Raw genomic sequence first — 22891 nt, 5'->3', positions numbered from 1 at the left:
AGGATTTCCGGATGTATCGTCCTCTCGGCGCGCTCGCGTTGCTCGCGCTATCTACGTCCGCCCTGGCGCAAACGGCGCCCCAGACTGTTCCCGCGCCTGCAACTCAGGCCGTACCGGCGACCGCTCCGAACGCTGCCGAACTGAACGCGAAGCTTGCGGCACCGCTGCCCGCGGATCAGGCGGCGATGAAGGCGCATGTGCTGTTCCTCGCGTCGGATGCGATGAAGGGACGCGAGGCTGGCAGCCCCGAGTTCGATATCGCCGCGCAATATGTGGCCGCGCAATTCTATGCCGCGGGGCTTCGTCCGGGTGGCGATGCGGGCGGGTATCTCCAGGCGGTGCCGCTGGTGTCGTACAAGGCGGCGAGCAAGGGCGATTTCGTGTGGACCGGTCGCGGGGCCGCGCAGCCGCTCGTGTTCGGTGAGGACTATGTGCCCGCCGCGAACGGCGCGAAGGCGGAGACCAGTGTGTCTGCACCCGTCGTGTTCGTCGGCTACGGCATCGACGCGCCGCAATATGGCCAGGACGATTACAAGGGCGTCGACGTGCGCGGCAAGATCGTCGCCTATTTCGGCGGCTCGCCGGCGCGGTTCGGCGGTGAGGAGCGTGCGTTCTTCGGGTCGGGCGGGACCAAGGCGGCGACCGCACAGGCAAAGGGCGCGGTCGGCGTGATCACGCTGGAGAGCCCGCGCTCGGCGAAGGTGCGGACGTTCGCCAAGATGGCGGACTCCTACGCTACGCCGCGGATGACTTGGGCGAACCCGGACGGCACGGGCAAGGTCGACGCGCCGCGCGCGCCGTCGCTCGGCACGGTCAGCATGGTCGGCGCGGCCAAGCTGTTTGCCGGTGCGAAGACGCCGTGGAGCCGGATCGTCAAGCAGGCGGACAGTAACAACGCCAAGTTCAAGTCGATGCCGCTGCTCGGTACGCTGACGGTCGCGACGAAGACGAGCTTCGTGCCCGCCGCGAGCAGCAACGTCGTCGGCGTGATCCCGGGCAGCGATCCGGTGGTCGGCAAGGAGGTCGTCGTGCTTTCCGCCCATCTCGATCACATCGGCATCACCAAGCCCATCAAGGGCGATGCGCTCAACAACGGCGCGCTCGACAACGCGATCGGCATCGCCAGCCTGATCGAGGAGGCCAAGCGGTTCACGGCCAGCGGGCAGGCGCCTAAGCGGACCATCATGTTCCTGGCGGTCACCGGCGAGGAAAAGGGGCTGGTCGGCAGCGATTACTTCACCAACCACCCGACCGTGCCGCTGAGCTCGATCGTCGCCGACGTGAACCTCGACATGCCGATCCTGACCTACAAGTTCGAGGACATGGTGGTGTTCGGCGCCGAGCGTTCGACGATCGGCCCGATCGTGCAGAAGGCCGTGGCGGCGATCGGCGTCGGCCTGTCGCCCGATCCGATGCCGGAGGAGGGCATCTTCGTCCGCTCGGATCATTTCCGCTTCGTCCAGAAGGGCATTCCATCGGTCTTCCTGTGGCCGGGTCAGAAGGGGCCGGGCAAGGCGGCGGTCGCGTATTTCATGGCGAACAATTACCACAAGCCTTCGGACGACCTGTCGCAGCCGATTATGTGGGATCAGGGCGTGCGGTTCGTCGATGCGAACTACCGGATCGCGCGCGAGATCGCCGACGGCGCGCAGCGGCCGGTGTGGAATGCGGGCGATTATTTCGGGACGCTCTACAAGGGGCCGATGGCGCAAGGCGTAGCGGGCGGGGCGGCAAAATGAGCCGACTGCTTATCTTCGGGCTGGGCTACACCGCGGGCCGGATCGCCGAGCGGCTGGCCGGTGACGGCTGGCATGTCGTCGGCACCACGCGGGATGGTCGCGGCGATACGCTCCGGTTCGACGACGTCGATGCGGTGACGGCGGAGATCGCGGCGGCGACGCATATCCTGTCGTCTGTGCCGCCGGTGGACGAGGTCGATCCGGTGCTTGTCCGTTACGGCTCGCTGCTAATGCGGACGCGGGCCTGGCTTGGATACCTGTCGTCGACCGGGGTGTATGGCGATGCTCAAGGCGCGTGGGTGGACGAGACCGCGCCGACCGGTGGCGGTCGGCGCAGCGCCCGCGCGGCAGCGGATGCGGACTGGCTCGCGATCGGCGCGCGGGCGTTTCGGTTGCCGGGGATTTACGGCCCGGGTCGTTCGCCGCTCGACCGGGTGCGGCAGGGCAAGGCGCACCGGATCGAGCAGCCGGGGCAGGTGTTCAGTCGCGCGCATGTCGACGATATCGTCTCGGGCGTGATCGCCGGGTTCGATGCGCCGGCCGGGGCGTATAACCTCGCGGACAACGTGCCGGCGTCGCAGAACGACGTGGTGGCCTATGCGGCGATGCTGCTCGGCATGCCTGCGCCGCCGTTCGTCACGCTCGAGCAATTGTCGGCGATGGGACGCGGTTTCTACAAGGAGAACCGGCGGGTGGCGAACGGCAAGGCGAAGCGCGTGCTCGGCTGGACGCCCGCGTGGCCCGACTACCGTGCCGGTCTGCGTGCGCTGAGTGCGATGACGAGGCCGATCCCGGACAGCACCGCGCCGGCGACGGCCAAGGCCGACCAGTGATAGCGCTCGAAGATCGTCGATAGCAGCATCGCGATCACCGGCACGATGACGCCCGAATAGGCCGCCTTGGCCGGGCCGATCGCGCGGATTACGTTGAAATACAGCGGGAAGGCGAGCGCGGACGCGAACACGCCGAGATAGAGGATGCCGGCGACATAGCCGAAGCGCGGCTCGAACACCGGCGGGCCGGTCGTGATCCACGCGAACGTCGCGTCGAGGCTGGCACCGATCAGCATCGCGATCGCGAGCGTCGGCGCCATCGGATAGCGTTTGGCGAACGCGCTGCCCTGGATGACGTTGGCGACCGATGCGGCCATCACGCCGCCCAGCGTCAGGAGGATGCCGATCGTCGCCGAGCGCGGTCCGTGCGGATCGACGCGGGCCTCATTGACGAACAGCAACGCGACACCCGCCATCGCCACCGCGCACCCGACCATGAGTTGGCGCCCGAGACGTTGCTTGAGAAAGATGCGGCCGAAGATCGCGTTGGGGACGAGCAGGAGGGCGAACACCACTGCTACCAGGCCGGAGGTGACGTAATGCTCGGCGCGGTAGACGAAGTTGAAGTTGAACGTGAACAGGGCGATGCCGATCACCGCCGCGAACGCGTAGCCGCGGGCGTCGAATCGGAAGCTCTCGCGCTTGAGCCCCGCGTAGATCGCCATCGCGATGCCGGCGACGAGAAAGCGGTAGCTGATCGACCAGCTCGGCGGCACCACCGCGATCTGGTCGCGGATGACGAGCCAAGTCGAACCCCAGATCAGCGTGACGATGCCGAACGGGATCAGCACTGCCGCGCGGGTCGACTGTGGTGGGTCGGTGGGACCGGGGGTCATAACTCCCGTATCGCGTCGGCGAGCAGGCCGACCGCATCCGTCGGGCTGTCAAAGGCTGTGACGAGCCGGATTTCACCCGCAGCCCAGTCGTAGAAGTCGAAGCCCTTCGCTCTCAGGGCCGCGGCTTCTTCCGGCGTGGCGCGGAGGAAGACTTCGTTCGCCTCGACGGGGTGGACGAGGCGGTCGCCGGCCGCGGCAGCGAGTTTGGCCGCGCCGTCATTCGCGGCCTTGGCGTTGGCGAGCCAGAGGTCGTCGTCGAGCATCGCGAGGATCTGTGCGGCGAGATACCGCCCCTTCGACAGCAGCAGGCCTGCGCGTTTGCGGCGGTATTGCGTGACGGCGGCAAGTTCGGGCTTGAAGAACACCAGCGCTTCCGCGCTCATCGCGCCGTTCTTGACGAATCCGAAGCTCAGCGCGTCGACGCCTGCGCGCCATGTCATGTCCGCGGGCGAGCAGCCGGCGTGCACCATGGCATTGGCGAAGCGCGCGCCGTCCATGTGGAAGCCGAGCCCGCGGTCCTTCGCCAGCGCGCCGATCGCGGCGACTTCGTGGGGCAGGTATACGCGGCCATATTCGGTGGCGTTGGTGATCGATATCGCGTGCGGCTGGACGCGGTGGACGTCGTCGGGGATCGCGTCGAGGACGGTGCGGATCGTGTCGGGGGTGAGCTTCGCGCCGTCGCCGTCGGCGAGGAACAGCTTGGCGCCGTGCGTGTAGAACTCGGGCGCACCGCCCTCGTCGTTCTGGATGTGCGCGTCGCGGTGGCAGACGATGCCGCCGTGCGGGGGGCAGAGCGCGGCGAGCGCGAGGCAGTTGGCGGCGGTGCCGGTAGGGACCCAGAGCACCGCGACTTGGGTTTCGAACAGCTCGGACAGGCGGCCGTCGAGCTGCTGGCTCCACGCGTCGCCGGCATAGGCGGTGTCGAGCGTGTCTGCGGCGGCGATCGCGGCCATGACGTGGGGGTGGATCGTGGCGGCGTTATCGGAGAAAAAGCGCATGGTCAGGACATGCTGCGCTGCGGTGATGGCGTCAACGGGGCTACCGTCACTCGGACGATAGCGCCCGCCTTCTTGTTCTCCCGCGAAGGCGGGAGCCCAGTCTGGATCCCCGCCTTCGCGGGGAAACAAGCTACTCCGCGGCTGGAGTCCTATTGCCCCTCGTAAGGCCCCGGTTCTTCCTCCGGCGGTCTCCGATCGTCGCGCAGTGGCGGGCCCTCCTCCCGGTCGCGGCGGGAGGGGCCGACGGAGATCGTGCCGTCCTCGCCCATCTTCAGGTTGAAGCCCATCCCTTCGATCTCGCCACCGAGTGGCAGCACCGAATTGTCCTGGTCGTCCGCCGGCAGCGCATCCGGATCGATCTCCTCGACCGGCGGCGGCGGCGCGGCAACCGGCGCGATCCCCAGCGCGGACTGCATGAAGTCGCGCCAGATCCGCGCGGGGATGCCGCCGCCCGACAAACCGGGGTTGGAGGAATTGTCGTCGTTGCCGACCCACACGCCGACCACCAGATCGCGCGCGAAGCCGACGAACAGCGCGTCCTTGTTGTCCGAGGTAGTGCCTGTCTTGCCGAACGCATCGACGCTCAGGTTCGCCTGTCGTCCGGTGCCGTTGCGGATCGAGGCGGCGAGCAGGTCGAGCATCTCGTCGTGGATCTTCGACGGCATCTCGGTCGCGCCGCCGGTCAGCGACTGGTACCAGCCCTTCTCGCGCACGTCGGCAAGCCCGCGCGGCTGCACCGGATATTGCTCGCGCGCGATCGCGGCATAGGCGGCGGTCAGCTCGAGCAGCGACACGGTCGAAGTGCCCAGGCCGATCGTCGCCTCGTTCGGGATCGGTGTCGAGATACCCAGATCGCGTGCCGCCTTGATCACCGCCTTCACGCCGACCTGTTGCGTGAGCCGCGCGGCGGCGACGTTGGACGAGCGCGCGAACGCCTGGCGCAACGTGATCGTCCCCTGATAGCGGCCATCGCTGTTCTTGGGCGACCAGTCGCCGATCGTCACCGGGCTGTCCTCGATCGTCGAATCAGGAGTCATCCCCTGACGCATCGCGGCGAGGTACACGAACAGCTTGAAGGTCGAGCCGGGCTGGCGCCGCGCCTGAGTCGCGCGGTTGAACGGGCTCTTCCGGTAATCCTTGCCGCCGACCATCGCGACGACGCGACCATCGGGCCGCATCGCGACGAGCGCGACCTGTGCCTGACGCAGACCCGCGCGCGACACGGTGCGCTCCGCCGCGCGCTGGAGGCGAGGATCGAGCGTCGTCTGGACGGTCGCTTCGGTCTTGATCTCACCAGCCTGATCGCGCGCCTCGGGGAGGATCCAGTCGGCGAAATAGGTGCCGTTGGGCAATTGCGACGGGCGGCTGCCGAGCACGCGCTGCGGCCGGACCGCGGCGCCCTCGGCTTTGGTAAGGAAGCCGGCATCTACCATCGCGCCAACGACCACGGCCTCACGCTTGCGCGCGCCTTCGAGGTTGGAGGTGGGGGCAAGGCGGGACGGCGCCTTGACGAGTCCCGCGAGCATCGCCGCCTGGCCGACGTTCAGCTTGTCGGGCGTGCGGCCGAAATAATGCTTGGCCGCCGCGCTGATCCCGTAAGTGTTGTCGCCGAAATAGACGTTCGAGAGATAGCGCGAGAGGATCTCGTTCTTCGACAGCCATGCCTCGAGCCAGAAGGCGATCATCGCCTCGCGGATTTTTCGCGTCGCGGTGCGGTCCGAATCGAGGAACGCGTTCTTCGCGAGTTGCTGCGTGATGGTCGAGCCGCCTTGGCGCACGCCGCCCGAGCCGAGGTTCGCCCACGCCGCACGGGCGATGCCGCGCGGATCGACGCCCCAGTGCGAGTAAAAGCGCCGGTCCTCGATCGCCAGAAACGCCTGCGTAACGTGCGGCGGGAGCTTGGAGGCATCCACCGACTTGCCGATGATAGCACCTCGGCGCGCGATCGGCGTGCCGTCGTCCGCGGTTAGCGTGATCGAGGGCGGGGTGGGCGGTTGGAGCGACTTCGACAGCGGCGCGGTGATCGCCAGCCAGATGATTGCGATCACCAGCAGGACGATACCGATGCCGAATCCGCGCAGGATCCAGCGACCGATCGGGCGGCGCGGGCGTGGCGCGCGGGGGGCGACATAGGGCGCGCCGAAGTCGCGATCATAGGGTTCCGGGTCTTCGCCGTCCCGCTCGGCTTCATATTTCTGGCGCAGGCGTTCGCGTTCGGTAATCAGCCGCTCGCGCTCATACGCATAGGGCTCGCGGTCGCCACGCGAGCTGGAACGGTCGGGGTCGAAGGGATCGGGGCGCATCGGATCGTTCCAGCGGGTCGGCCAACGGGCGGACTTTAGTGTGTTATCGTTCTATGACAGCTCGTGCAAGCCTATGCGCATGCCTAACGTGTACCGGGGCTTAGCGACAGCGCTCGTGGTGCCCGCCAAACGAGAACCGGTCGAAGCCCTGTTGTCATCGCCCGGCGAAACGGGGAAGAGCAGGGCGATGACGTTCGAACAGGGTGATATCGTGACCGCTTCCGAAACTCTTCCTGCCGTTCTGCCGCTAGTGGTTGGCATCGGCGGCACGATCGGCGGCGTTTCGTCGACCGAGCGTGCGCTGCGGATCGCGCTCGATGCGGTCGAGAAGCAGGGCTATCGCACGCAGATGTTCGGCGGGGCCGACATGGCGCGGCTGCCCCTCTACGATCCCAAGGCGACGACGCGGACCGCGGACGAGCAGGCATTCGTGGAGGCCGTGCGGGGCGCATCGGCGGTGATCATCGCCAGCCCCGGCTATCACGGCAGCATTTCGGGCGTGGTGAAGAACGCGCTCGACCTGCTGGAGGAAACGGCGCGCGACGAGCGGCCGTATCTGGCGGACATGCCGGTCGGGCTGATCGCCACGGCCTATGGCTGGCAGGCGACCGGTAGCACGATCGCCGCGCTGCGCTCGATCGTCCATGCGTTGCGCGGATGGCCGACGCCGTTTGCAGCCGCGATCAATACGCAGGTGACGAAGTTCGACGACGAGGGCGGGGCGAGCGATCCTGCGGTACTCGAGCAGTTGCGCCTGGTCGGGCGGCAGGTCGCGCGGTTTGCGCCATTGTCCGAGCCGGCGAACTAGAACCTTCTCCCCCTTCCCTGAAAGGAAGTGTTCGGGGTGGTTCAGTTTTGATCTGTCCAGACGGTCGCGACACAAGCTGGCCTACCCACCCCCAGCCCTCCCTTCCAGGGAGGGGGCAGGTCAGCCGTTGGGAGCGGGCCTTACTTCAGGCCACCGCCCAGCGAGCGATAGAGTTCGACCGCGTTGCTGTCGCGCACCAGCCGCGTGGCAAGCAGGCTCTGCTGCGCGGTGTAGAGAGCGCGCTGCGAATCGAGCGTGTTCAGGAACGGGTCGATCCCGGCGCGGAAGCGGAGCTGCGACAGATTGTATGCGCCGGCTGCGTTGTCGCGGAGCGACGTCTGCGCCTCCAGCTGGCTGTTGATGGTGCCGCGACGCGCCAACGCATCGGCGACTTCGCGGAAGCCGGTCTGGATGCTTCTCTCGTACGTGGCCAGCATCGCGTCGCGCGTTGCCTTGGCGTATTGCAGGTTACCCTTGTTACGGCCGAAATCGAAGATCGGCTGGGTAATCGAGGGGGCGACCGACCATTGCTGGCTGCCGCTGCCAAAAAGGTTCGACAGGCCGAGGCTGAGTGTCCCGAACGCCGCGGTGAGCGAGATGTTCGGGAAGAACGCGGCGCGAGCCGCGCCGATGTTCGCGTTGGCGGCGATCAGGTTGTGCTCGGCTGCTGCGACATCCGGGCGGCGCAACAGCACCTCCGACGACAGGTTCGCGGGCAGGTTTTCCAGCGTCGGCGTCTTGTCCGGCATCCGCGCAGGGAGCAGGTCCTGCGACACGGTCGTCCCGGCCAACAGGTTGAGCGCGTTCTGGTCCTGCGCAATCAGCGTGGTCGCATCGGCGATATCCGAGCGGGCCTGATCATAGGTGGTACGCGCCTGACGCACTTCGAGTTCGGATGCGATGCCGATCCGGAACCGATCCTGTGTGAGCTTCAGCGTCTGACCGAACGCGCGCTCGGTATCGCGCGCGATTCTTAGCCGGTCCTGATCCGCAGCCATCGTCAGCCATGCGGTTGCTGTCTCGGAGATGAGCGATACTTGGGCGGCATTGCGGTTTTCCTCCGCGGCGAAATACGCCTCCTGCTGCGCCTGGGTCAGGTTGCGAATGCGGCCGAAGAGATCGATCTCCCAAGCCGAGATGCCGACGTTGGCCGAATAGATGTCGATTCGGCCGCTGCCTGCTACCGCACCGGCTCCCGTGCCGCCGCCTACGCCGCCGCCCACACCGCCGCCGACGCCTCCACCGACTCACCGACCACCGCCCGTGCCGCCGCCGACTCCACCGCCGCCGACCGCGTTGAACGGTGACTTCTGATAGGTCGCGCTGCCGGTTGCGCCCACAGTCGGGAACAGGTCTGCGCGCTGGACGCGGTACAGTGCGCGAGCCTGTGCAACGTTGGCGACCGCGATGCGGACGTCGCGATTGTTATCGAGCGCGAGGCGGATCACGCCGCGCAGACGGTCGTCCGTGAAGAACGCCTCCCACGCGGTGTCCGCCGGAACGATCGCGCTTGCCGCGTTGCCGGCGGCATAGGCGGGCCCGGTCGGTCCGCTCGGCGCCACGGGAAGCTCCGGGCGGACGTATTTGGGGGCAAGGTTGCACCCGGCTAGCGTGAGCCCGGCGGCGAACGTGAGCGCGGTGCGGCTGGAGATCTTGGTCGAGAGCATCTGGATCAGGCCTCCTGCGGCCGCTGGTCGTGGGGCGGATGACGGTTATCGTCATGACCGCCGTCACGGTTGTCGTCATTGCGTACCTGATCGCGGTCTTGCCCCGCGCCGGCCTTGTCCTGCTTGAAGACGCGCTTCACGAGCAGGAAGAACAGCGGCACGAAGAAGATCGCGAGGACGGTCGCGGACAGCATGCCGCCGACCACCGCCCAGCCGATCGCGTTCTGGCCACCGGCGCCGGCACCGCTCGACAAGGCGAGCGGCAACACGCCGAAGATGAACGCGAACGACGTCATCAGGATCGGGCGAAGGCGAAGCTTCGCCGCCTCGACCGCGGCATCGGCCGCGTTCATCCCGTCGCCCATCTTCTCCTCGGCGAATTCCACGATCAGGATCGCGTTCTTCGCCGCCACGCCGATCGTCGTGATCAGGCCGACCTGGAGGTAGATGTCGTTGTTCAGCCCGAAGATCATCGCCGCCGCCACCGCGCCGAGGACGCCGAGTGGCACCACCAGCAGGACGGCGATCGGGATCGACCAGCTCTCGTACAATGCCGCGAGGCAGAGGAACACGATCAGAAGCGACAGCGCGTAGACCGTGGTCGACTGGCCGCCCGACAGGTTTTCCTCGTAGCTGAGCCCGGTCCACTCATAGCCGATGCCGGGGGGCAGCTTGGCCGCCATCTCTTCCATCGCCTTGATCGCGGTGCCGCTGCTGACGCCCGGCGCCGGCGAGCCCATGATCTCGAACGACGCCACGCCGTTGTAGCGTTCGAGGCGCGACGGGCCGTAGTTCCAGCTCGTCGTCGAGAAGGACGAGAACGGTGCCATCGCGTTGCTGGTCGTGCCGCGGACGTAGAAGTTGCCGAGATCGGCGGGCGAGGTGCGGAACGGTGCGTCGGCCTGCACGAACACCTTCTTCACGCGACCGCGGTCGATGAAGTCGTTGATGTAGGCGCCACCAAACGCGGTGCTGACGGTGGTGTTGATGTCGGCCTGACTGAGGCCGAGCGCGCCGGCTTCCGCCTGGTCGACGTTCAGTTTCAGCTGTGGCGCATCCTCCAGGCCGTTCGGACGGACCTGCATCAGGCGCTTGTCCTGGCTGGCCATGCCGAGCAGCATGTTGCGGGCCTCGAGCAGCTTCTCGTGACCGACGCCGGCATTGTCCTTCAGCATGAAGTCGAAGCCGTTGGCGTTGCCGAGTTCCTGCACGGCTGGCGGCACGAAGCCGATCACCATGCCGGCACGGACCCCGGCGAGCGCCTGGTTGGCGCGTCCGGCGACCGCGGCAACGGTGTTCTCCGCGCCCTTGCGATCTTCCCAAGGCTTGAGCTGAATGAAGGCGATGCCGACATTCTGGCCCTGGCCGACGAAGCCGAAGCCGCTGATCGTGAAGATGCCGGACGTATTGGCCTTCTCGTCGATCAGGAAGTGATCGCGGACCTTGTCCATCGTCCGTGCGGTCTCCTCCATCGGCGTACCCGACGGCATCGAAACCTGCGCAAACATCACGCCCTGATCTTCCTCGGGGAGGAAGCCCGACGGCAGGCGCAGGAAGATGAAGGCCATCGCGACGACGATCACGGCATAGACCAGCATCGTGCGGACCCAGCCCTTCTCAACGCGGCGCAGGCTGTTTCCGTACTTGCCGACGCCCTTGTCGAAGGTGCGGTTGAACCAGCCGAAGAAGCCCTTCTTCTCGCCGTGACCGTCCTTCGCAGGCTTCAGGATCGTCGCGCAGAGTGCGGGCGTGAGGATCAACGCGACCAGCACCGAGAGCGCCATCGACGACACGATGGTGATCGAGAACTGGCGGAAGATCACGCCGGTCGAGCCGCTGAAGAACGCCATCGGCAGGAACACGGCGGACAGCACGAGGCCGATGCCGACCAGCGCGCCGCTAATCTCGTCCATCGACTTCTTGGCGGCTTCCTTGGGGCTCAGCCCTTCCTCCTGAATGAGGCGCTCGACGTTCTCGACGACGACGATCGCGTCATCGACGAGCAGACCGATTGCCAGCACCATGCCGAACAACGTCAGCGTGTTGATCGTGAACCCCGCGACCTGGAGCACGGCGAGCGAGCCGAGCAACACGACCGGGACCGCGATCGTGGGGATCAGGGTCGCACGGAAATTCTGTAGGAACAGGAACATCACGAGGAAGACGAGGATGATCGCCTCGATCAGCGTATGGATGACCTGCTCGACCGACAGCCGCACGAATGTCGAGTTGTCGATCGGGAACGCGACCTTGACGTCGGGCGGGAACTGCTTGGCGATCCGCTCGACCTCGGCCTTCACCAGCTTTACGGTATCGAGCGCGTTGGCGCCCGGTGCGAGCTTCACGCCGAAGCCTGCCGCCTGCTTGCCGTTGTACCGTGCCTGGAAGCTGTAGTTCTCCGAGCCCATCTCGACACGGGCGACGTCCGACAGGCGCACGGTCGCGCCACTGGTCGCGGAACGGACGATGATCGCGCGGAACTGCTCCGGCGTCTGCAAGCGCGACTGCGCGGTCACGGTGGCGTTGAGCGACTGGCCCTTTACCGCTGGCAAACTGCCGACCTGACCGGCCGAGACCTGTGCGTTCTGCGCGGTCAGCGCCGCCGTGATGTCGGTGACGGTGACGCCGAGGTTCGACATCTTGAACGGATCGACCCAGATGCGCATCGAATATTGCGCGCCGAACACCTGCGTGTCGCCGACGCCCTTGATGCGGCTGAGCGGATCCTGGAGCTTCGAGGCGATCATGTCGCCAAGATCGACCTGGTCGTGCGCGCCATTCTCGGAATAGGCGGCGATCACGAGCAGGAAGTTGGCGGTCGCCTTGGTCACGCGAAGACCGGCCTGCTGGACTTCCTGCGGCAGGAGCGGAGTCGCCTGCTGCAGCTTGTTCTGCACCTGGACCTGCGCGATGTCGGGATCGGTGCCCTGCTCGAAGGTCAGCGTGATCGCGAGGTTGCCCGAGCCGTCCGACGTCGAGGCGAAGTAGCGAAGGTTGTCGATCCCCTTCATCTGCTGCTCGATGATCTGCGTCGTCGTGTTCTCGAGCGTCTGCGCGTCGGCACCCGGATAGGACGTCGCGACCGTCACCTTGGGGGCGGCGATCTCAGGGAACTGGGCGATCGGCAGCGACCGGATCGCGAGAATACCGGCCAGCATCAAAATGATGGCGATGACCCACGCGAAGATGGGTCGATCGATGAAATAGCGTGACATGGGCGGTTACTTCCCGGCCTGCGCGGAATTGTTGCTGGTCGCACCGGACGCGTCGCCGCCTCCGGGTGCCGCGCCGGGCGCACCGGCGGGCTTTCCGACCTGCTGCGGGGCAGCGGGCTTCACGGTCGAGCCGGGACGCAGGTTGAGCAGGCCCTCGACGATCAGCTTGTCGCCGGGCTTCAGGCCGCTGGTGACGATCCACTTGTCGCCGATCACGCGGTCGGTGGTAACGTTACGCTGCTCGACCTTGTTTTGCGCGTTGACGACCAGTGCGGTCGCACCGCCGCGCGGATCGCGCGTGATGCCCGCGGTGGGCGCCATGATCGCCTGGCGACGCGTGCCCTCGACCAGCTTGGCGCGGACATACATGCCCGGCAGCAACAGACCGTTGGGGTTCGGGAAGCTCGCGCGCAACGTTACCGCGCCGGTGGTCTGGTCGACGGTGACTTCGGCGAACTGGAGGCGACCCTCGATCGGATAGGTCTGGCCGTTCGGAAGGATCAGCTGGACGCGCGCGCTGCCGTCGCCGCGCGTCACGCCGCCGGTCGCCATCGCCTGCTTGAGATCGAGCAGCTGTGCTGCCGACTGGACGACGTCGACATAGACGGTGTTGGTACGCTGGATCGTCGCGAGGGGGTCGGTCTGGCCGGTCTGGACCAGCGCGCCGACGGTCACGAGCGAACGACCGATGCGGCCCGAGATCGGCGCCTTGATGCGCGTAAAGCCGAGGTTGACGCGCGCCGACTGGACCGCCGCCTGCTGCGCTGCAACATTGGCGCGAGCCTGTTGTGCGGAGGCAGTGGCGTTGTCCGCTTCCTGCTTGCTGACCGCGTTGAGCGCGACGAGCTGGCCGTAGCGCTGAGCCTGGAGGCGGGTCGCGTTGATCTGCGATTGTGCCGCGCCGAGCTGGCCCTGCGCACTGGCGAGCGCGGCCCGGTAGGGCGCGTCCTCGATCGCGTAGAGAACCTGGCCCTTGCTGACCATTGCGCCCTCGGTGAACAGGCGATCGCGGACCACGCCGCTGACCTGCGGACGCACTTCCGAAGTCTCCACGGCGGCGATACGGCCGGGAAGTTCGGAGGTGAGGACGACCGACTCCTCGCCGACGGTAACGACGCCGACGGTCGGCGTGGGCGGGGGCGGCGGAGCCTGCTCCTTGCCGCAAGCCGACAGCAGGGCGAGCGCGAAGAGCGCCACCGATCCCTTGAGGTTCAATTGCTGCATGTTAAGCATCCCGACGTCCGTGCAGATTAGGTTCACCGGAATGAACGTTCATTCCGCTTGCTTGCCCGCTAGGATTGTGCGAGCGGCCGGTCAATCAAAAAACGCATCGGGAATTCTGTTTTGAGTGCAGTGCAACATGAAAAGTGCAGCCGGGAGCGTATCATCGCCACGGCTCGGCATCTGTTCGCGACTCAAGGCTTTCACCAGACGGCGATGTCCGAACTGGCACAGGCGGCCGAGGTATCGGTCGGCCAGATCTATCGTCTGTTCACCGGCAAGAATGCTGTGATCCAGGCGATCGTCATGGAAGATGCAACCGGCAAGATGGCCGAGATGCAGACCATGAACGACTCGGTGAAGTCGTGCGGGATGTCGATCGAGGAGGGTTTTGTCGAGCTGTCACGTCGGGCCCTGTCGAAAGGCGACGAGGCGCTGACGTTCGAGATCATGGCGGAGGCGCACCGCAACACCGACGTCGCCGACACGATCGCCGACCTGTGCAGCGGGTTCCGCAGCATGATCCGCGACCTCGCGTGCGTCGCCAATCCCGACCTGTCCGATAACGACCTCGAAGGTGCTGAGGAGCTGATCCTCGCCTTCATGTTCGGTCTTGGCCATCGCACGCTGTCACGCCCGCGCCTGTCGGAAGACGAGACGGCGCGATTGACGGGGCGGATGATCCTTGCCGCGGTGCGCGCGCTCTAGAAAATGCCGTCGTCCTGACGAAAGTCAGGATCCAGGGTTACGAACAACACCCTTCCCCGCTCTGGGTCCTGACTTTTGTCAGGATGACGGACTAGGGCCCTACCGCACCGCCGCGCGCAGGGTGGCACGAACGCCAGCATGGGCTGGGTCGTATTCCACGATCGAATGCAGGCTCTGCGCCATCGCGCGGATGAGCTTCGTTCCCAGGCCAGTGCCGCGCGGGACGGCGTCTTCGGGAATGCCACAGCCATCGTCCTCGACCGCGAGCAGGAAGACGTCGTCGTCGATCCGGCGTAGCACGACGCGGACTTCGCCGCCGCCGGTGGGGTAGGCGTATTTGCACGCGTTGGTGACGAGTTCGGTGACGATCACCCCGAGCGATACCGCGCGGTCGGTGGGAAGGCGGATCGGCTCGGCAGCAAGGCTGAGCGCGCGGGGCAGTGCTTCGGTCGACCAGGTCTCCGCAAGTTCGTCGACCAGCGCACCGAGATACTCCTGCATGTCGACGCTCTCGACATCGTTGCTGGTGTAGAGCCGGCGGTGGACCTGCGCGATCGCCTGGATGCGGCGCTGCGTATCTTCGAGCGCCTCGCGTGCGGACGGGTCGGTCAGCGCGGTCGCCTGGAGGCGTACCATCGCGGAGACGAGCTGCAGCGAATTGGCGACGCGGTGGTTCACTTCGCCGAGCAATGCCTCGAGTCGCGCATTGCTGGCGCGGAGATCGGCTTCGGCGGACGCCTTCTCCTGTTCGAGCAGGGCACGCGCGCGCACCTGTTCGAACGAGGCGGCGAGCAGGTCGAAGAAATCCTCGCCGATGGTCTTCACCACGTAATCGGCAGCGCCGGCCTTCAGTGCTGCCACGGCAATGCGACCTTCTTCCGAGCCCGTGACGTACACCACGGGGGGCGGATCGGGCAGGCGACGGAGCGCTTCGAGGGTTTCAAGACCGTCCATGCCGGGCATGTAGTGATCGACCGCGATCAGGTCGAAGCGCTCGGCAGCGGCCTTCACGACGCCTTCGGACCCGGTTTCGGCAACCGTCATCCGGTAGCCGCGACGTTCCAGGGCACGCGCCGCCAGCCGCCGGATCCCGGCGTCGTCGTCAATATAGAGGACGCGTGTTTCGCTCACTCGGCTTCGGGCACCTGGATTACCGACAGGAACAGCCCGAGCTGGCGGATCGCCTGTGCGAAACTCTCATAGTTCACCGGCTTGGTGATGTAGACGTTGCAGCCGAGATCGTAGCAGCGCTCGATCTCGACCTTGTCGTCGGTCGTGGTGAGCACGACGACCGGCGTGCGGCGCAACGGGCTGCCCTCCGCCTTGATCCGCGCGAGGATGTCGGTCCCGCTCATGTCGGGCAGGTTGAGATCGAGCAGAATCATCGCCGGGCCGCTTTTCGCGGGGCCATCGGCGGCGTTGAACAGAAAATCGAGCGCCGTGGTGCCGTCGGTGAAGTGACGGATATCGTTGAGGATGCCGGCGCGGCGGATGTTCTTTTCGATGAGGCGGGCGTGACCCTCGTCATCCTCGATCATCACGATACCGACGGTCTTGTGATCGTTCATGCTGCGTCCTGAATGGTCATGTGGGTCGGCAGGTTGAGTCGGAAGGTCGCGCCGTCGCCGAGCGTCGACTGCACGTCGATCGTACCGCCCAGACGATAGGCGAGTGCGCGGACATGCGCGAGTCCGATACCTTCGCCCGGCTGATCCTGCGCGCCCGACCGGCGGAACAGGTCGAACACGCGCTGGTGATCGCGCGGATCGATGCCGCGGCCGTTGTCGACGACCGACAGGATGACGCGGCCGCGTTCGGTATGGCCTTTGACCGTGATCTGGCCGGGGCGCCCGGGTTGCAGGTATTTGGTCGCGTTCTCGATCAGGTTCGACAGGATCTGTTCGAGCGCGAGGCGATCGGTGACGATTCCCGGCATCGGTCGCTCGACTCGCACTACGGCACCGCGATCGTCGACGATGTGCTGCATCGCGCCGACGATGGTGTCGACCAGTTGTGCCGGGTCGATATGCTCGGGTGAGATCGTCCGGCGGCCTTCGCGCGCTAGTTTCAGGATGGCGTTGATCAGCCGGTCCATCTTCTGCGTCGAGGTGCGGATGAAACCGATCGCCTCGGGCAGGTCCTCGCGCGCCGCCAGCCGTGCGTCCTCGGTGAGGATATGCGGCGCCTCGGCCTCGACACGGTCGACCAACTCACCGAGCGGTACGGCTGCGGCGGCGAGTTCGGCGGTGAAGCCCATCACGTTGACGAGGGGCGAGCGCAGATCGTGGCTGACGATATAGGCGAAGCGTTGGATTTCCTCGTTCGCGCGGCTGAGGTCGGCGGTGCGTTCGGCGACCTGTTCCTCCAGTGTCTCGTTGAGGTCGCGCAAGCTGTTGCGCGAGCGGGCAAGGTCGGCGGTGTAGCGGCGGATCAACAGGACCGCGAGGATCGCGACGATCAGGAGCAGCGCCGCGGCTAGTCCGGCGACCGACAGGAACAGCGCGCTGGTGCGTTCCTGCCGCTCGGTCCGGATCGCAAGCAGGCGGACCTCGTCGGCGGCCATGGCCTCGAGTCGATAGCGGATGCCGCGCATCAACGGCACGCTGGCATCAACCGCGAATCGGCGCTGTGCTTCGGCGATTCGACCCGCGGCAACCAACGTCGTCGACTGCGTCCGAAGTGCGCGCAACTGGACGAAACGCGGCTCGATCAGGTCGAGGCGGGCGCCCTGCTGCGGGTTGTCGCGCGTCAGATGGCGCAGCTTGCGGATCGACGGCACGAGGTTGCCCGCGGTCCGCGCATAGGCGGTGGCGAACAGCGGTTTGCCGGCCAGGATATAGCCGCGCCGCGCCGTTTCCGATTGCTCCATCTGGATCTGGAGCGTGGCGATCGCCTGGCGGACGTCCTGCGTGTGCAGGATTTCGGCGGTGTAGGTGCGGTTGCGGACCGTGATCCACCCGATCGCGATCGCCGCGGCGGCCAGCGCGATGAAGCCGAGCGTCATGAACGCGACCAGCCAACGTGCGACTCGCCCTTCCGACGAGGGCAGTTTCAAGCGTACGCGGACCATAGGGGCTGCAGTGTAGGCTGGCGGAAGTCGTTACGCCAGCGATACTGCCGCGCCCGCAGACGGAACCTCATTAATTTAAAGCAACAGATCCTGCGCGCTCGCCTTGCCGACGCGGCCGCCACCGCTGCGCCGGTCCATCTCGTGGTTGGCAGTGAAGCGGATGTCGGGGTCACGATCGGTCATGAACGCCATCAGCGTCTCGTGATCGAGCTCGGACCATTCCTTGCCGCGGTCAGGGCCGTAGCGGACGCGCGGGATGAGCCCCGGATCGCGCGACCATTCGAGCAGTTGCGCAAGGCTCGCCTCGTTGAGCATGTCGCGCAGGTGGAACGCGGTGACGTAGGCGTCGGGGAACGCACGATGGGCGGGGAGTCCGCGGTCGTGCTCCATGCCATGGGGTTTACGCCAGTAGCGCAGCACCTGGTTCGAGAAACTCGGCGAGTCTGGCCAAAGCCGCAGCGCGCACTTCCACGTGCAGATCCACTCGGCATCACGGGTGAGCGCAGGGGTGCAGAATTTCTGTTCGAAGTCCGCGCGGTGCGCGGCGAGCGCGAGCCGGCGCGGCCAGGGGTCGAGCACCTGGCGGGCGCAGTCATGCCAATAGGGCGCGTCGGCGACATGTTCGTCGAGGATGTGGTGGATCGCCTGCGTGACCGGCGGGATCAGCCGGCCGGGGTTGACGAGCAGGCTGCCGCCTTCGCCATAGATCTCCCAGCGGCCGTCCTCGCCAAGCGCGACGTCCTGCCAGCCGATTTCGCACACGCCGTGCGCGGGCGGGGCCGAGCCGGTCGTTTCCAGGTCGACGACCCGGATCATCTGCGGTTGTTGCTTGGGCTTGGGATAGGGGGGCGCCATGCCCGCCATGTGGGGACAAAAGCGCGCTTAATCCAGCGCGTATGCGTCCTCCACGTCGAGTTCGCGGACGCCGCGGCGCTGGCGCGCGCGGTCGACGAGTTTGCGCAGGCCTTCGCGACGGTCGCGCGCCATCGGGATATCGCGCAAGGTGAACTCGCCGCCCGCCGTCGTGCGGTCGCTGGAGGTGAGGATGATCGTGCCGATGTCGGTCATCTGATTGAGCAGCGAATAGCCGAGCCGGACGTCCTTGATCCGGTAGAGCTCGATCTCGTCGGTGGTCTTGAACAGAATGCCGCGCTTGATGATCAGGCGCTGGTCGGTGATTTCGTAGGAGGTGCTGCGGTTCTTGAGCCAGCGGACGCCGATGATGACGAAGCCGACGCCGGCGAGGCAGGCGAGCAGAGTGCCCCAGCCGGCAAAGCTGCCGAGCAGCCAGCGGCGCGTGCTGGAGCGGAATTCGTCGACTGGGCGCTCCATCGGGGACTCCTTGGGGTTGGGCGGACGGTAGGCGAGGTGCTTGGCGTGTCAATCGGTTCGGTCGGTGGTGCCGATATCCTAACGAACCTACCCCCCCCTCCACCTCCCCGGCGGAGGCAGGGGTCCAGTTGGGGAACGTCGCTAACGGAAGCCAGCACGCCGTTATTGCCACCTTTCCAACTGGGCCCCGGCCTCCGCCGGGGTGGTGCGGTTGTTTAAGGTGCCGCGCGCGTTACGCCGCTCGCCGCGAGCTGTGCATCGACCTCGGCCAGCAGGACCGCGAGCGCCGCCTCGCTCTTCGCCTCGGCGCGCACCGTCAGCATCGCCTGCGTGTTCGACGCGCGCAGCAGCCACCACCCGTCAGCGGTCGTGACCCGCGCGCCGTCGGTAAGGTCCATATCCACCCCCGCGCTCTTCAACCGCGCGATCACCTCGTCCACCACCGCGAACTTTTGCGCGTCCTCGACGGGAAAGCGCAGGTCCGGTGTCGCCACCCGCGCCGGCATCGCGTCGCGCAATTTCGTCAGCGATCGCCCCGACAGATGCACCGCGTGGATCAGTCGCACCGCCGCGTATTGCGCGTCGTCGAACCCGTAATATTCGCCCGCGAAGAACAGATGTCCGCTGAGTTCGGCGCCCAGCGGCGCGCCGGTGCGGGTCATCGCCTGTTTCATCAGGCTGTGACCGGTCGGGGCCATTACCGGCTTGCCGCCCAATTCCGTGATTCGGTCGAATAGCGCCTGCGAGGACTTCACGTCGGCGACGATCGGCGCGCCCGGGTGCTCGCGCAGCGCAGGTTCGACCAATATGGAGAGAATCTGATCCCCCCAGATCACCCGCCCCAACCCGTCGATCGCTCCGATCCGGTCGCCGTCGCCGTCGAACGCCAGTCCGAAATCGAGGTTCTTCTCCGCGACCAGGCTCTTCAGATCGGCGAGGTTCGACTCTTCGGTAGGATCCGGATGATGGTTGGGAAAATTGCCGTCGACTTCGGCGAAGATCACATGGTGCTCACCCGGCAGCAGTTGGACGAGCTTCTCGATCACCGGGCCGGCGGCGCCGTTCCCCGTGTCCCAGCCGATCCGGTACGCGCCGCCCGCATAGCCCGCCATCAGCCGTTCGACATAGGCGTCGAGCACGTCCGCGGTGGTGACTTCGCTCGCACCTTCGCTCCAGGCGCCCGAGGCGGCGAGAGCGGCGAGGTCCTGGATGTCTTCGCCGAAAAATGGCGCGTGGGCGTGCACCATCTTGAAGCCGTTATATTCGGGGGGATTGTGGCTGCCGGTTACCTGGATGCCGCCATCCACTTCTAGCGTCGCCTCGGCGTAATAGAGCATCGGCGACGTGCTGAGGCCGATGCGGACGACGTCGACGCCGCCTGCGGTGAGGCCGGACACGAGCGCTGCTTCGAGCTCGGGGGAGGAGTTGCGGCCGTCATACCCAACGGCCACGCGCGTTCCGCCGGCCGCGCGGATGTGGGTGGCGAAGCCTCGGCCGATCGCGACGGCGTCGGCGGGGCCGAGCGCTTTGCCGACGATCCCGCGGATGTCGTATTCGCGGAGCGAGGTCGGGTCGAACTGGTGGGTCATTTTTAGATTTCCGTTCGTCCCGGGCGAAGTCGAAGGACAGGTTCGAACCAATGTCCTTCGACTTCGCTCAGGACGGACGGCGGTTGGGTGTTATCGGGAGGGCCGCTTCAGCAACAGGTCGCGCGCCGCGTTCACTCGCCGCGTCAGGTCGTTCGATCCGCCACGATCCGGGTGGACCGAGGCGATCAGGCGGCGGTGCGCGCTGCGGATCGCGTCGTCGTCTGCGCTGCGGTCGATACCCAAAATAGACAGGGCTTCCGCTTCATCGGTGACGACACGCTGCTTCGGCTTCGGGCGCAGATAGTGCCACGCCAGCCAAATGAAGACGGCGGCGACGATCCATTTCACGCAGCTACGTCCGGGGCACGCTCGGCGACCGCCTCGGGCAGCTGCAACGCCGCCATCATCTCGCGCAGTTCCTGGCGCGCGGCGACATGCGCCAGACCCATGCTGCCGAACGCCTTCGAGTCGATCATCGTCAGGCCGGCAGGGAACATTTCGCGGTAGATCACGCGCTCGCCGAGCCCCGGGATGATCCGGAAGCCGACGCGTTTGGCGAGCTGCGCGAGCGCATCCGACACGCGGCGCATGTTGCGCGCCTCGATGTGCTGGAGGCGGTTGCGCAGCACGACCCAGTCGATCGTCGTACCATCGGCACGCGCGCGCTGCTTCCGCGCATCCCAGATCAATTCGGAATAGAAGCTCGGGCGCGTCACCTGGTACGTCTCGGGATCGACCTGGCCGATCAGATCGAAGTCGACGAAGCTGTCGTTCATCGGCGTGACCAAGGTGTTGGCGAGTGCGGCGGCGGTGCGCGCGAACGGATCGTCGCGACCCGGCGTGTCGACCACGAGGAAGTCGGAGCCTTCGCTGAGCGAGTGCCACAAATCCTCGAACTGGTCCTCGCTCTGGTCCGACAGCGTGGCGTGGCGTGGCATCGGCAGCACCGAGCCGTTGCGCTTCATCGTCTCGGCGCGGTTGTCGAGATAACGGCCGACGGTACGCTGGCGGTGGTCCAGATCGAGACACGCGACGCGCGCACCCTTCGCGGCGAGCGCGATCGCGACGTGGACCGCAGTCGTCGACTTGCCGGTGCCGCCCTTCTCGTTGGCGAACACGATGACGTGCGTTGAGCTTTGAGGAGAATCCGGGCCCGTGGCCAACGCGCGTTTCCTTATTGATCGAGACTGTCACCCTTCATAGAAGCCGCGACCGCACTTATCGAGTAGGAGTTTCACGTGGACATCGTCCGGGACCTTAATGCGTTGCGCGAAAGCGTCGCCGCCTTCCGTGCGGCGGGGCAGCGCGTCGCGCTCGTTCCGACGATGGGCGCGCTCCACGCCGGCCATGTCGCGCTGATCGAGGCGGCGAAGCGGCCGGGGACCAAGGTGGTCGCGTCGATTTTCGTCAACCCGACGCAGTTCGGCCCGAACGAAGACCTGTCGCGCTATCCGCGGCGCGAGATGGCGGATATCCGAATGCTCAACGAAGCTGGGTGCGACCTGCTCTGGCTGCCGTCTGTCGAGACGATGTATCCCGGTGGCTTCGCGACGACGGTGCGCGTTTCGGGGGTGAGCGACGGGTTCGACGGCGCCTCGCGGCCCGGCCATTTCGACGGCGTCGCGACGGTCGTGTCGAAGCTGTTCAATCAGGTCGGGCCCGACGCAGCCTATTTCGGCGAGAAGGATTACCAGCAGTTGGCGGTGATCCGGCGGTTCGTTGCCGATCTCGATTTCGCGATCGATATCGTCGGGGTGCCGACGCAGCGCGACGACGACGGCTTGGCGATGTCGTCGCGCAACATCTATCTCGACGACGACCAGCGCAGGCAGGCGGTAGCCTTGCCGCGCGCACTGGGTGTGGCGGCGCGTGCGATCGCGAAGGGCGAGGACGTCGAGTCGGTGCTGGACGATGCGCGGACGACCTTGGTCGGGGCGGGGTTCACGATCGATTACGTCGCGCTGGCGGATGCCGAGACGCTGGCGGAGAACCCAACGGCGGATCGTCCACGGCGGTTGCTAGCAGCAGCGCGCATGGGCGCGACGCGGTTGATCGATAATATCGCGATCGAGTCGTAAAAAACGGGCTTTAACCCATAACCATTTCGTAGTCGGAATCGCTGCAGTCTGTCCCCACGAACATTGGCGCAGACCATGGGTAGCAGTATCAAGAACGCGAACATCGGAATTGAACGCCGTCTGGCGGATGCCGCGTGCAAGGATGATCGAGCGTGTTACGAACTAGGGATGGTGTATTCGACGGGGACGTCGGGTGTCGCCCTCGACCTGATCGAAGCGCACAAGTGGTTCAACCTAGCGGCGGTGTCGGGGAACATCGCGGCGCAGGAATGTCGCGCTGAAATCGCCGAGGACATGACCGCGTGGGATTGGATGCAGTTCACGCAGCGACGGGCGGCGTAATCCTCCCCGGAACGGGGAGGGGGACCGTTCGCCGCTTGGCGAAGGGTGGAGGGGGAGTGCCGCGGACGTAGCGTTTGTGGGTCTCACTTTACGCAGCGGTACGTTTGGGGAAGCCCCCCTCCACCGTCCTCCGGATGGTCCCCCTCCCCTTA

General features: G+C 66.4%; 19 protein-coding genes and 1 pseudogene. 6 read left to right on the top strand and 14 right to left on the bottom strand.

Translation table 11 applies throughout. The features are described 5' to 3' along the window. Positions 1–11: 11 nt before the first annotated feature. A complete protein-coding gene (locus QFZ54_RS12860; protein WP_307087660.1) occupies positions 12–1739 on the top strand; it encodes a M28 family metallopeptidase in 1728 nt (575 codons plus the stop codon). After that, positions 1736–2572, top strand: a complete 837-nt coding sequence (locus tag QFZ54_RS12855; protein WP_307087658.1) for an NAD(P)-dependent oxidoreductase — start codon at positions 1736–1738, stop codon at positions 2570–2572. Before QFZ54_RS12860 ends, QFZ54_RS12855 begins: the two co-directional genes overlap by 4 nt. On the opposite strand, the gene QFZ54_RS12850 is transcribed toward QFZ54_RS12855, so the two are convergent. The 3 genes from QFZ54_RS12850 to QFZ54_RS12840 form a co-directional block, all read right to left on the bottom strand. Then, positions 2485–3408: a DMT family transporter gene (locus tag QFZ54_RS12850; protein WP_307087656.1), complete on the bottom strand. Its 924-nt coding sequence runs from the start codon at positions 3406–3408 to the stop codon at positions 2485–2487. The two genes, QFZ54_RS12855 and QFZ54_RS12850, sit on opposite strands and share 88 nt — an antisense overlap. Then, a complete protein-coding gene (locus QFZ54_RS12845; RefSeq protein ID WP_307087654.1) occupies positions 3405–4406 on the bottom strand; it encodes a threonine aldolase family protein in 1002 nt (333 codons plus the stop codon). The genes QFZ54_RS12850 and QFZ54_RS12845 overlap by 4 nt, the downstream gene beginning before the upstream one ends. A gap of 149 nt (positions 4407–4555) precedes the next feature. Then, a complete protein-coding gene (locus QFZ54_RS12840) occupies positions 4556–6709 on the bottom strand; it encodes a transglycosylase domain-containing protein (RefSeq protein ID WP_307087652.1) in 2154 nt (717 codons plus the stop codon). A gap of 187 nt (positions 6710–6896) precedes the next feature. On the opposite strand from QFZ54_RS12840, the gene QFZ54_RS12835 reads away from it, so the two are divergent. Continuing rightward, positions 6897–7517 (top strand): NADPH-dependent FMN reductase, encoded by a 621-nt coding sequence (locus QFZ54_RS12835; RefSeq protein ID WP_307087650.1) that lies wholly within the window; start codon positions 6897–6899, stop codon positions 7515–7517. A 140-nt stretch (positions 7518–7657) separates the two neighbouring features. Here the strand turns inward: QFZ54_RS12835 and QFZ54_RS12830 are convergent. The 3 genes and pseudogenes from QFZ54_RS12830 to QFZ54_RS12820 form a co-directional block, all read right to left on the bottom strand. Next, positions 7658–9184: pseudogene (locus QFZ54_RS12830) on the bottom strand (efflux transporter outer membrane subunit). 5 nt (positions 9185–9189) lie between these two features. Further along, positions 9190–12399 (bottom strand): efflux RND transporter permease subunit, encoded by a 3210-nt coding sequence (locus QFZ54_RS12825; protein WP_307087649.1) that lies wholly within the window; start codon positions 12397–12399, stop codon positions 9190–9192. 6 nt (positions 12400–12405) lie between these two features. After that, entirely contained in the window at positions 12406–13623 is a 1218-nt protein-coding gene (locus QFZ54_RS12820; protein WP_307087647.1) for an efflux RND transporter periplasmic adaptor subunit, read from the bottom strand. A 120-nt stretch (positions 13624–13743) separates the two neighbouring features. Here QFZ54_RS12820 and QFZ54_RS12815 point away from each other — a divergent pair, with 120 nt between their 5' ends. Then, entirely contained in the window at positions 13744–14328 is a 585-nt protein-coding gene (locus QFZ54_RS12815; RefSeq protein WP_373458521.1) for a TetR/AcrR family transcriptional regulator, read from the top strand. A gap of 99 nt (positions 14329–14427) precedes the next feature. Here the strand turns inward: QFZ54_RS12815 and QFZ54_RS12810 are convergent, their stop codons facing one another. From QFZ54_RS12810 to QFZ54_RS12775, 8 genes are all read right to left on the bottom strand, one after another. After that, complete coding sequence (locus QFZ54_RS12810) at positions 14428–15459, bottom strand: sensor histidine kinase (protein ID WP_307087645.1); 1032 nt, start codon at positions 15457–15459, stop codon at positions 14428–14430. After that, positions 15456–15896 (bottom strand): response regulator, encoded by a 441-nt coding sequence (locus QFZ54_RS12805; protein ID WP_307087643.1) that lies wholly within the window; start codon positions 15894–15896, stop codon positions 15456–15458. The genes QFZ54_RS12810 and QFZ54_RS12805 overlap by 4 nt, the downstream gene beginning before the upstream one ends. Beyond that, entirely contained in the window at positions 15893–17398 is a 1506-nt protein-coding gene (locus QFZ54_RS12800; RefSeq protein ID WP_307087641.1) for a sensor histidine kinase, read from the bottom strand. The genes QFZ54_RS12805 and QFZ54_RS12800 overlap by 4 nt, the downstream gene beginning before the upstream one ends. 75 nt (positions 17399–17473) lie before the next feature. Continuing rightward, entirely contained in the window at positions 17474–18253 is a 780-nt protein-coding gene (locus QFZ54_RS12795; RefSeq protein ID WP_307087639.1) for an exonuclease domain-containing protein, read from the bottom strand. A 27-nt stretch (positions 18254–18280) separates the two neighbouring features. Next, positions 18281–18730: a PH domain-containing protein gene (locus QFZ54_RS12790; protein WP_307087637.1), complete on the bottom strand. Its 450-nt coding sequence runs from the start codon at positions 18728–18730 to the stop codon at positions 18281–18283. A gap of 215 nt (positions 18731–18945) precedes the next feature. Beyond that, on the bottom strand, positions 18946–20319 hold the full coding sequence (pgmG, locus tag QFZ54_RS12785; protein ID WP_307087635.1) for a phosphoglucomutase/phosphomannomutase PgmG: 1374 nt from the start codon (positions 20317–20319) through the stop codon (positions 18946–18948). 90 nt (positions 20320–20409) lie between these two features. Then, a complete protein-coding gene (locus tag QFZ54_RS12780; protein WP_307087634.1) occupies positions 20410–20667 on the bottom strand; it encodes a DnaJ domain-containing protein in 258 nt (85 codons plus the stop codon). Then, the gene (locus QFZ54_RS12775; RefSeq protein ID WP_307087633.1) at positions 20664–21482 is read right to left on the bottom strand and encodes a division plane positioning ATPase MipZ; all 819 of its coding nucleotides are present in this window, start codon (positions 21480–21482) and stop codon (positions 20664–20666) included. The genes QFZ54_RS12780 and QFZ54_RS12775 overlap by 4 nt, the downstream gene beginning before the upstream one ends. A 75-nt stretch (positions 21483–21557) precedes the next feature. Between QFZ54_RS12775 and panC the strand changes: the two genes are divergently transcribed. Next, a complete protein-coding gene (gene panC / locus QFZ54_RS12770; RefSeq protein WP_307087631.1) occupies positions 21558–22397 on the top strand; it encodes a pantoate--beta-alanine ligase in 840 nt (279 codons plus the stop codon). 75 nt (positions 22398–22472) lie between these two features. After that, on the top strand, positions 22473–22739 hold the full coding sequence (locus tag QFZ54_RS12765) for an SEL1-like repeat protein (RefSeq protein WP_307087629.1): 267 nt from the start codon (positions 22473–22475) through the stop codon (positions 22737–22739). The last annotated feature ends 152 nt before the right edge of the window (positions 22740–22891 follow it).

Origin of the sequence: Sphingomonas faeni, assembly GCF_030817315.1 — a bacterium.
GTDB classification, from domain to species: domain Bacteria; phylum Pseudomonadota; class Alphaproteobacteria; order Sphingomonadales; family Sphingomonadaceae; genus Sphingomonas; species Sphingomonas faeni_C.
The sequence above is the reverse complement of the archived record's forward strand: the minus strand, read 5'-3'. Positions and strand labels throughout refer to the sequence as shown.

Excerpts from the sequence above, each read along its gene's own strand:
- QFZ54_RS12860 (WP_307087660.1), top strand. The coding sequence starts at position 12 with ATGTATCGTCCTCTCGGCGCGCTCGCGTTGCTCGCGCTATCTACGTCC.
- QFZ54_RS12855 (WP_307087658.1), top strand. The coding sequence starts at position 1,736 with ATGAGCCGACTGCTTATCTTCGGGCTGGGCTACACCGCGGGCCGGATC.
- QFZ54_RS12850 (WP_307087656.1), bottom strand. The coding sequence starts at position 3,408 with ATGACCCCCGGTCCCACCGACCCACCACAGTCGACCCGCGCGGCAGTG.
- QFZ54_RS12845 (WP_307087654.1), bottom strand. The coding sequence starts at position 4,406 with ATGCGCTTTTTCTCCGATAACGCCGCCACGATCCACCCCCACGTCATG.
- QFZ54_RS12840 (WP_307087652.1), bottom strand. The coding sequence starts at position 6,709 with ATGCGCCCCGATCCCTTCGACCCCGACCGTTCCAGCTCGCGTGGCGAC.
- QFZ54_RS12835 (WP_307087650.1), top strand. The coding sequence starts at position 6,897 with ATGACGTTCGAACAGGGTGATATCGTGACCGCTTCCGAAACTCTTCCT.
- QFZ54_RS12825 (WP_307087649.1), bottom strand. The coding sequence starts at position 12,399 with ATGTCACGCTATTTCATCGATCGACCCATCTTCGCGTGGGTCATCGCC.
- QFZ54_RS12820 (WP_307087647.1), bottom strand. The coding sequence starts at position 13,623 with ATGCAGCAATTGAACCTCAAGGGATCGGTGGCGCTCTTCGCGCTCGCC.
- QFZ54_RS12805 (WP_307087643.1), bottom strand. The coding sequence starts at position 15,896 with ATGAACGATCACAAGACCGTCGGTATCGTGATGATCGAGGATGACGAG.
- QFZ54_RS12800 (WP_307087641.1), bottom strand. The coding sequence starts at position 17,398 with ATGGTCCGCGTACGCTTGAAACTGCCCTCGTCGGAAGGGCGAGTCGCA.
- QFZ54_RS12795 (WP_307087639.1), bottom strand. The coding sequence starts at position 18,253 with ATGGCGCCCCCCTATCCCAAGCCCAAGCAACAACCGCAGATGATCCGG.
- QFZ54_RS12790 (WP_307087637.1), bottom strand. The coding sequence starts at position 18,730 with ATGGAGCGCCCAGTCGACGAATTCCGCTCCAGCACGCGCCGCTGGCTG.
- pgmG (WP_307087635.1), bottom strand. The coding sequence starts at position 20,319 with ATGACCCACCAGTTCGACCCGACCTCGCTCCGCGAATACGACATCCGC.
- QFZ54_RS12765 (WP_307087629.1), top strand. The coding sequence starts at position 22,473 with ATGGGTAGCAGTATCAAGAACGCGAACATCGGAATTGAACGCCGTCTG.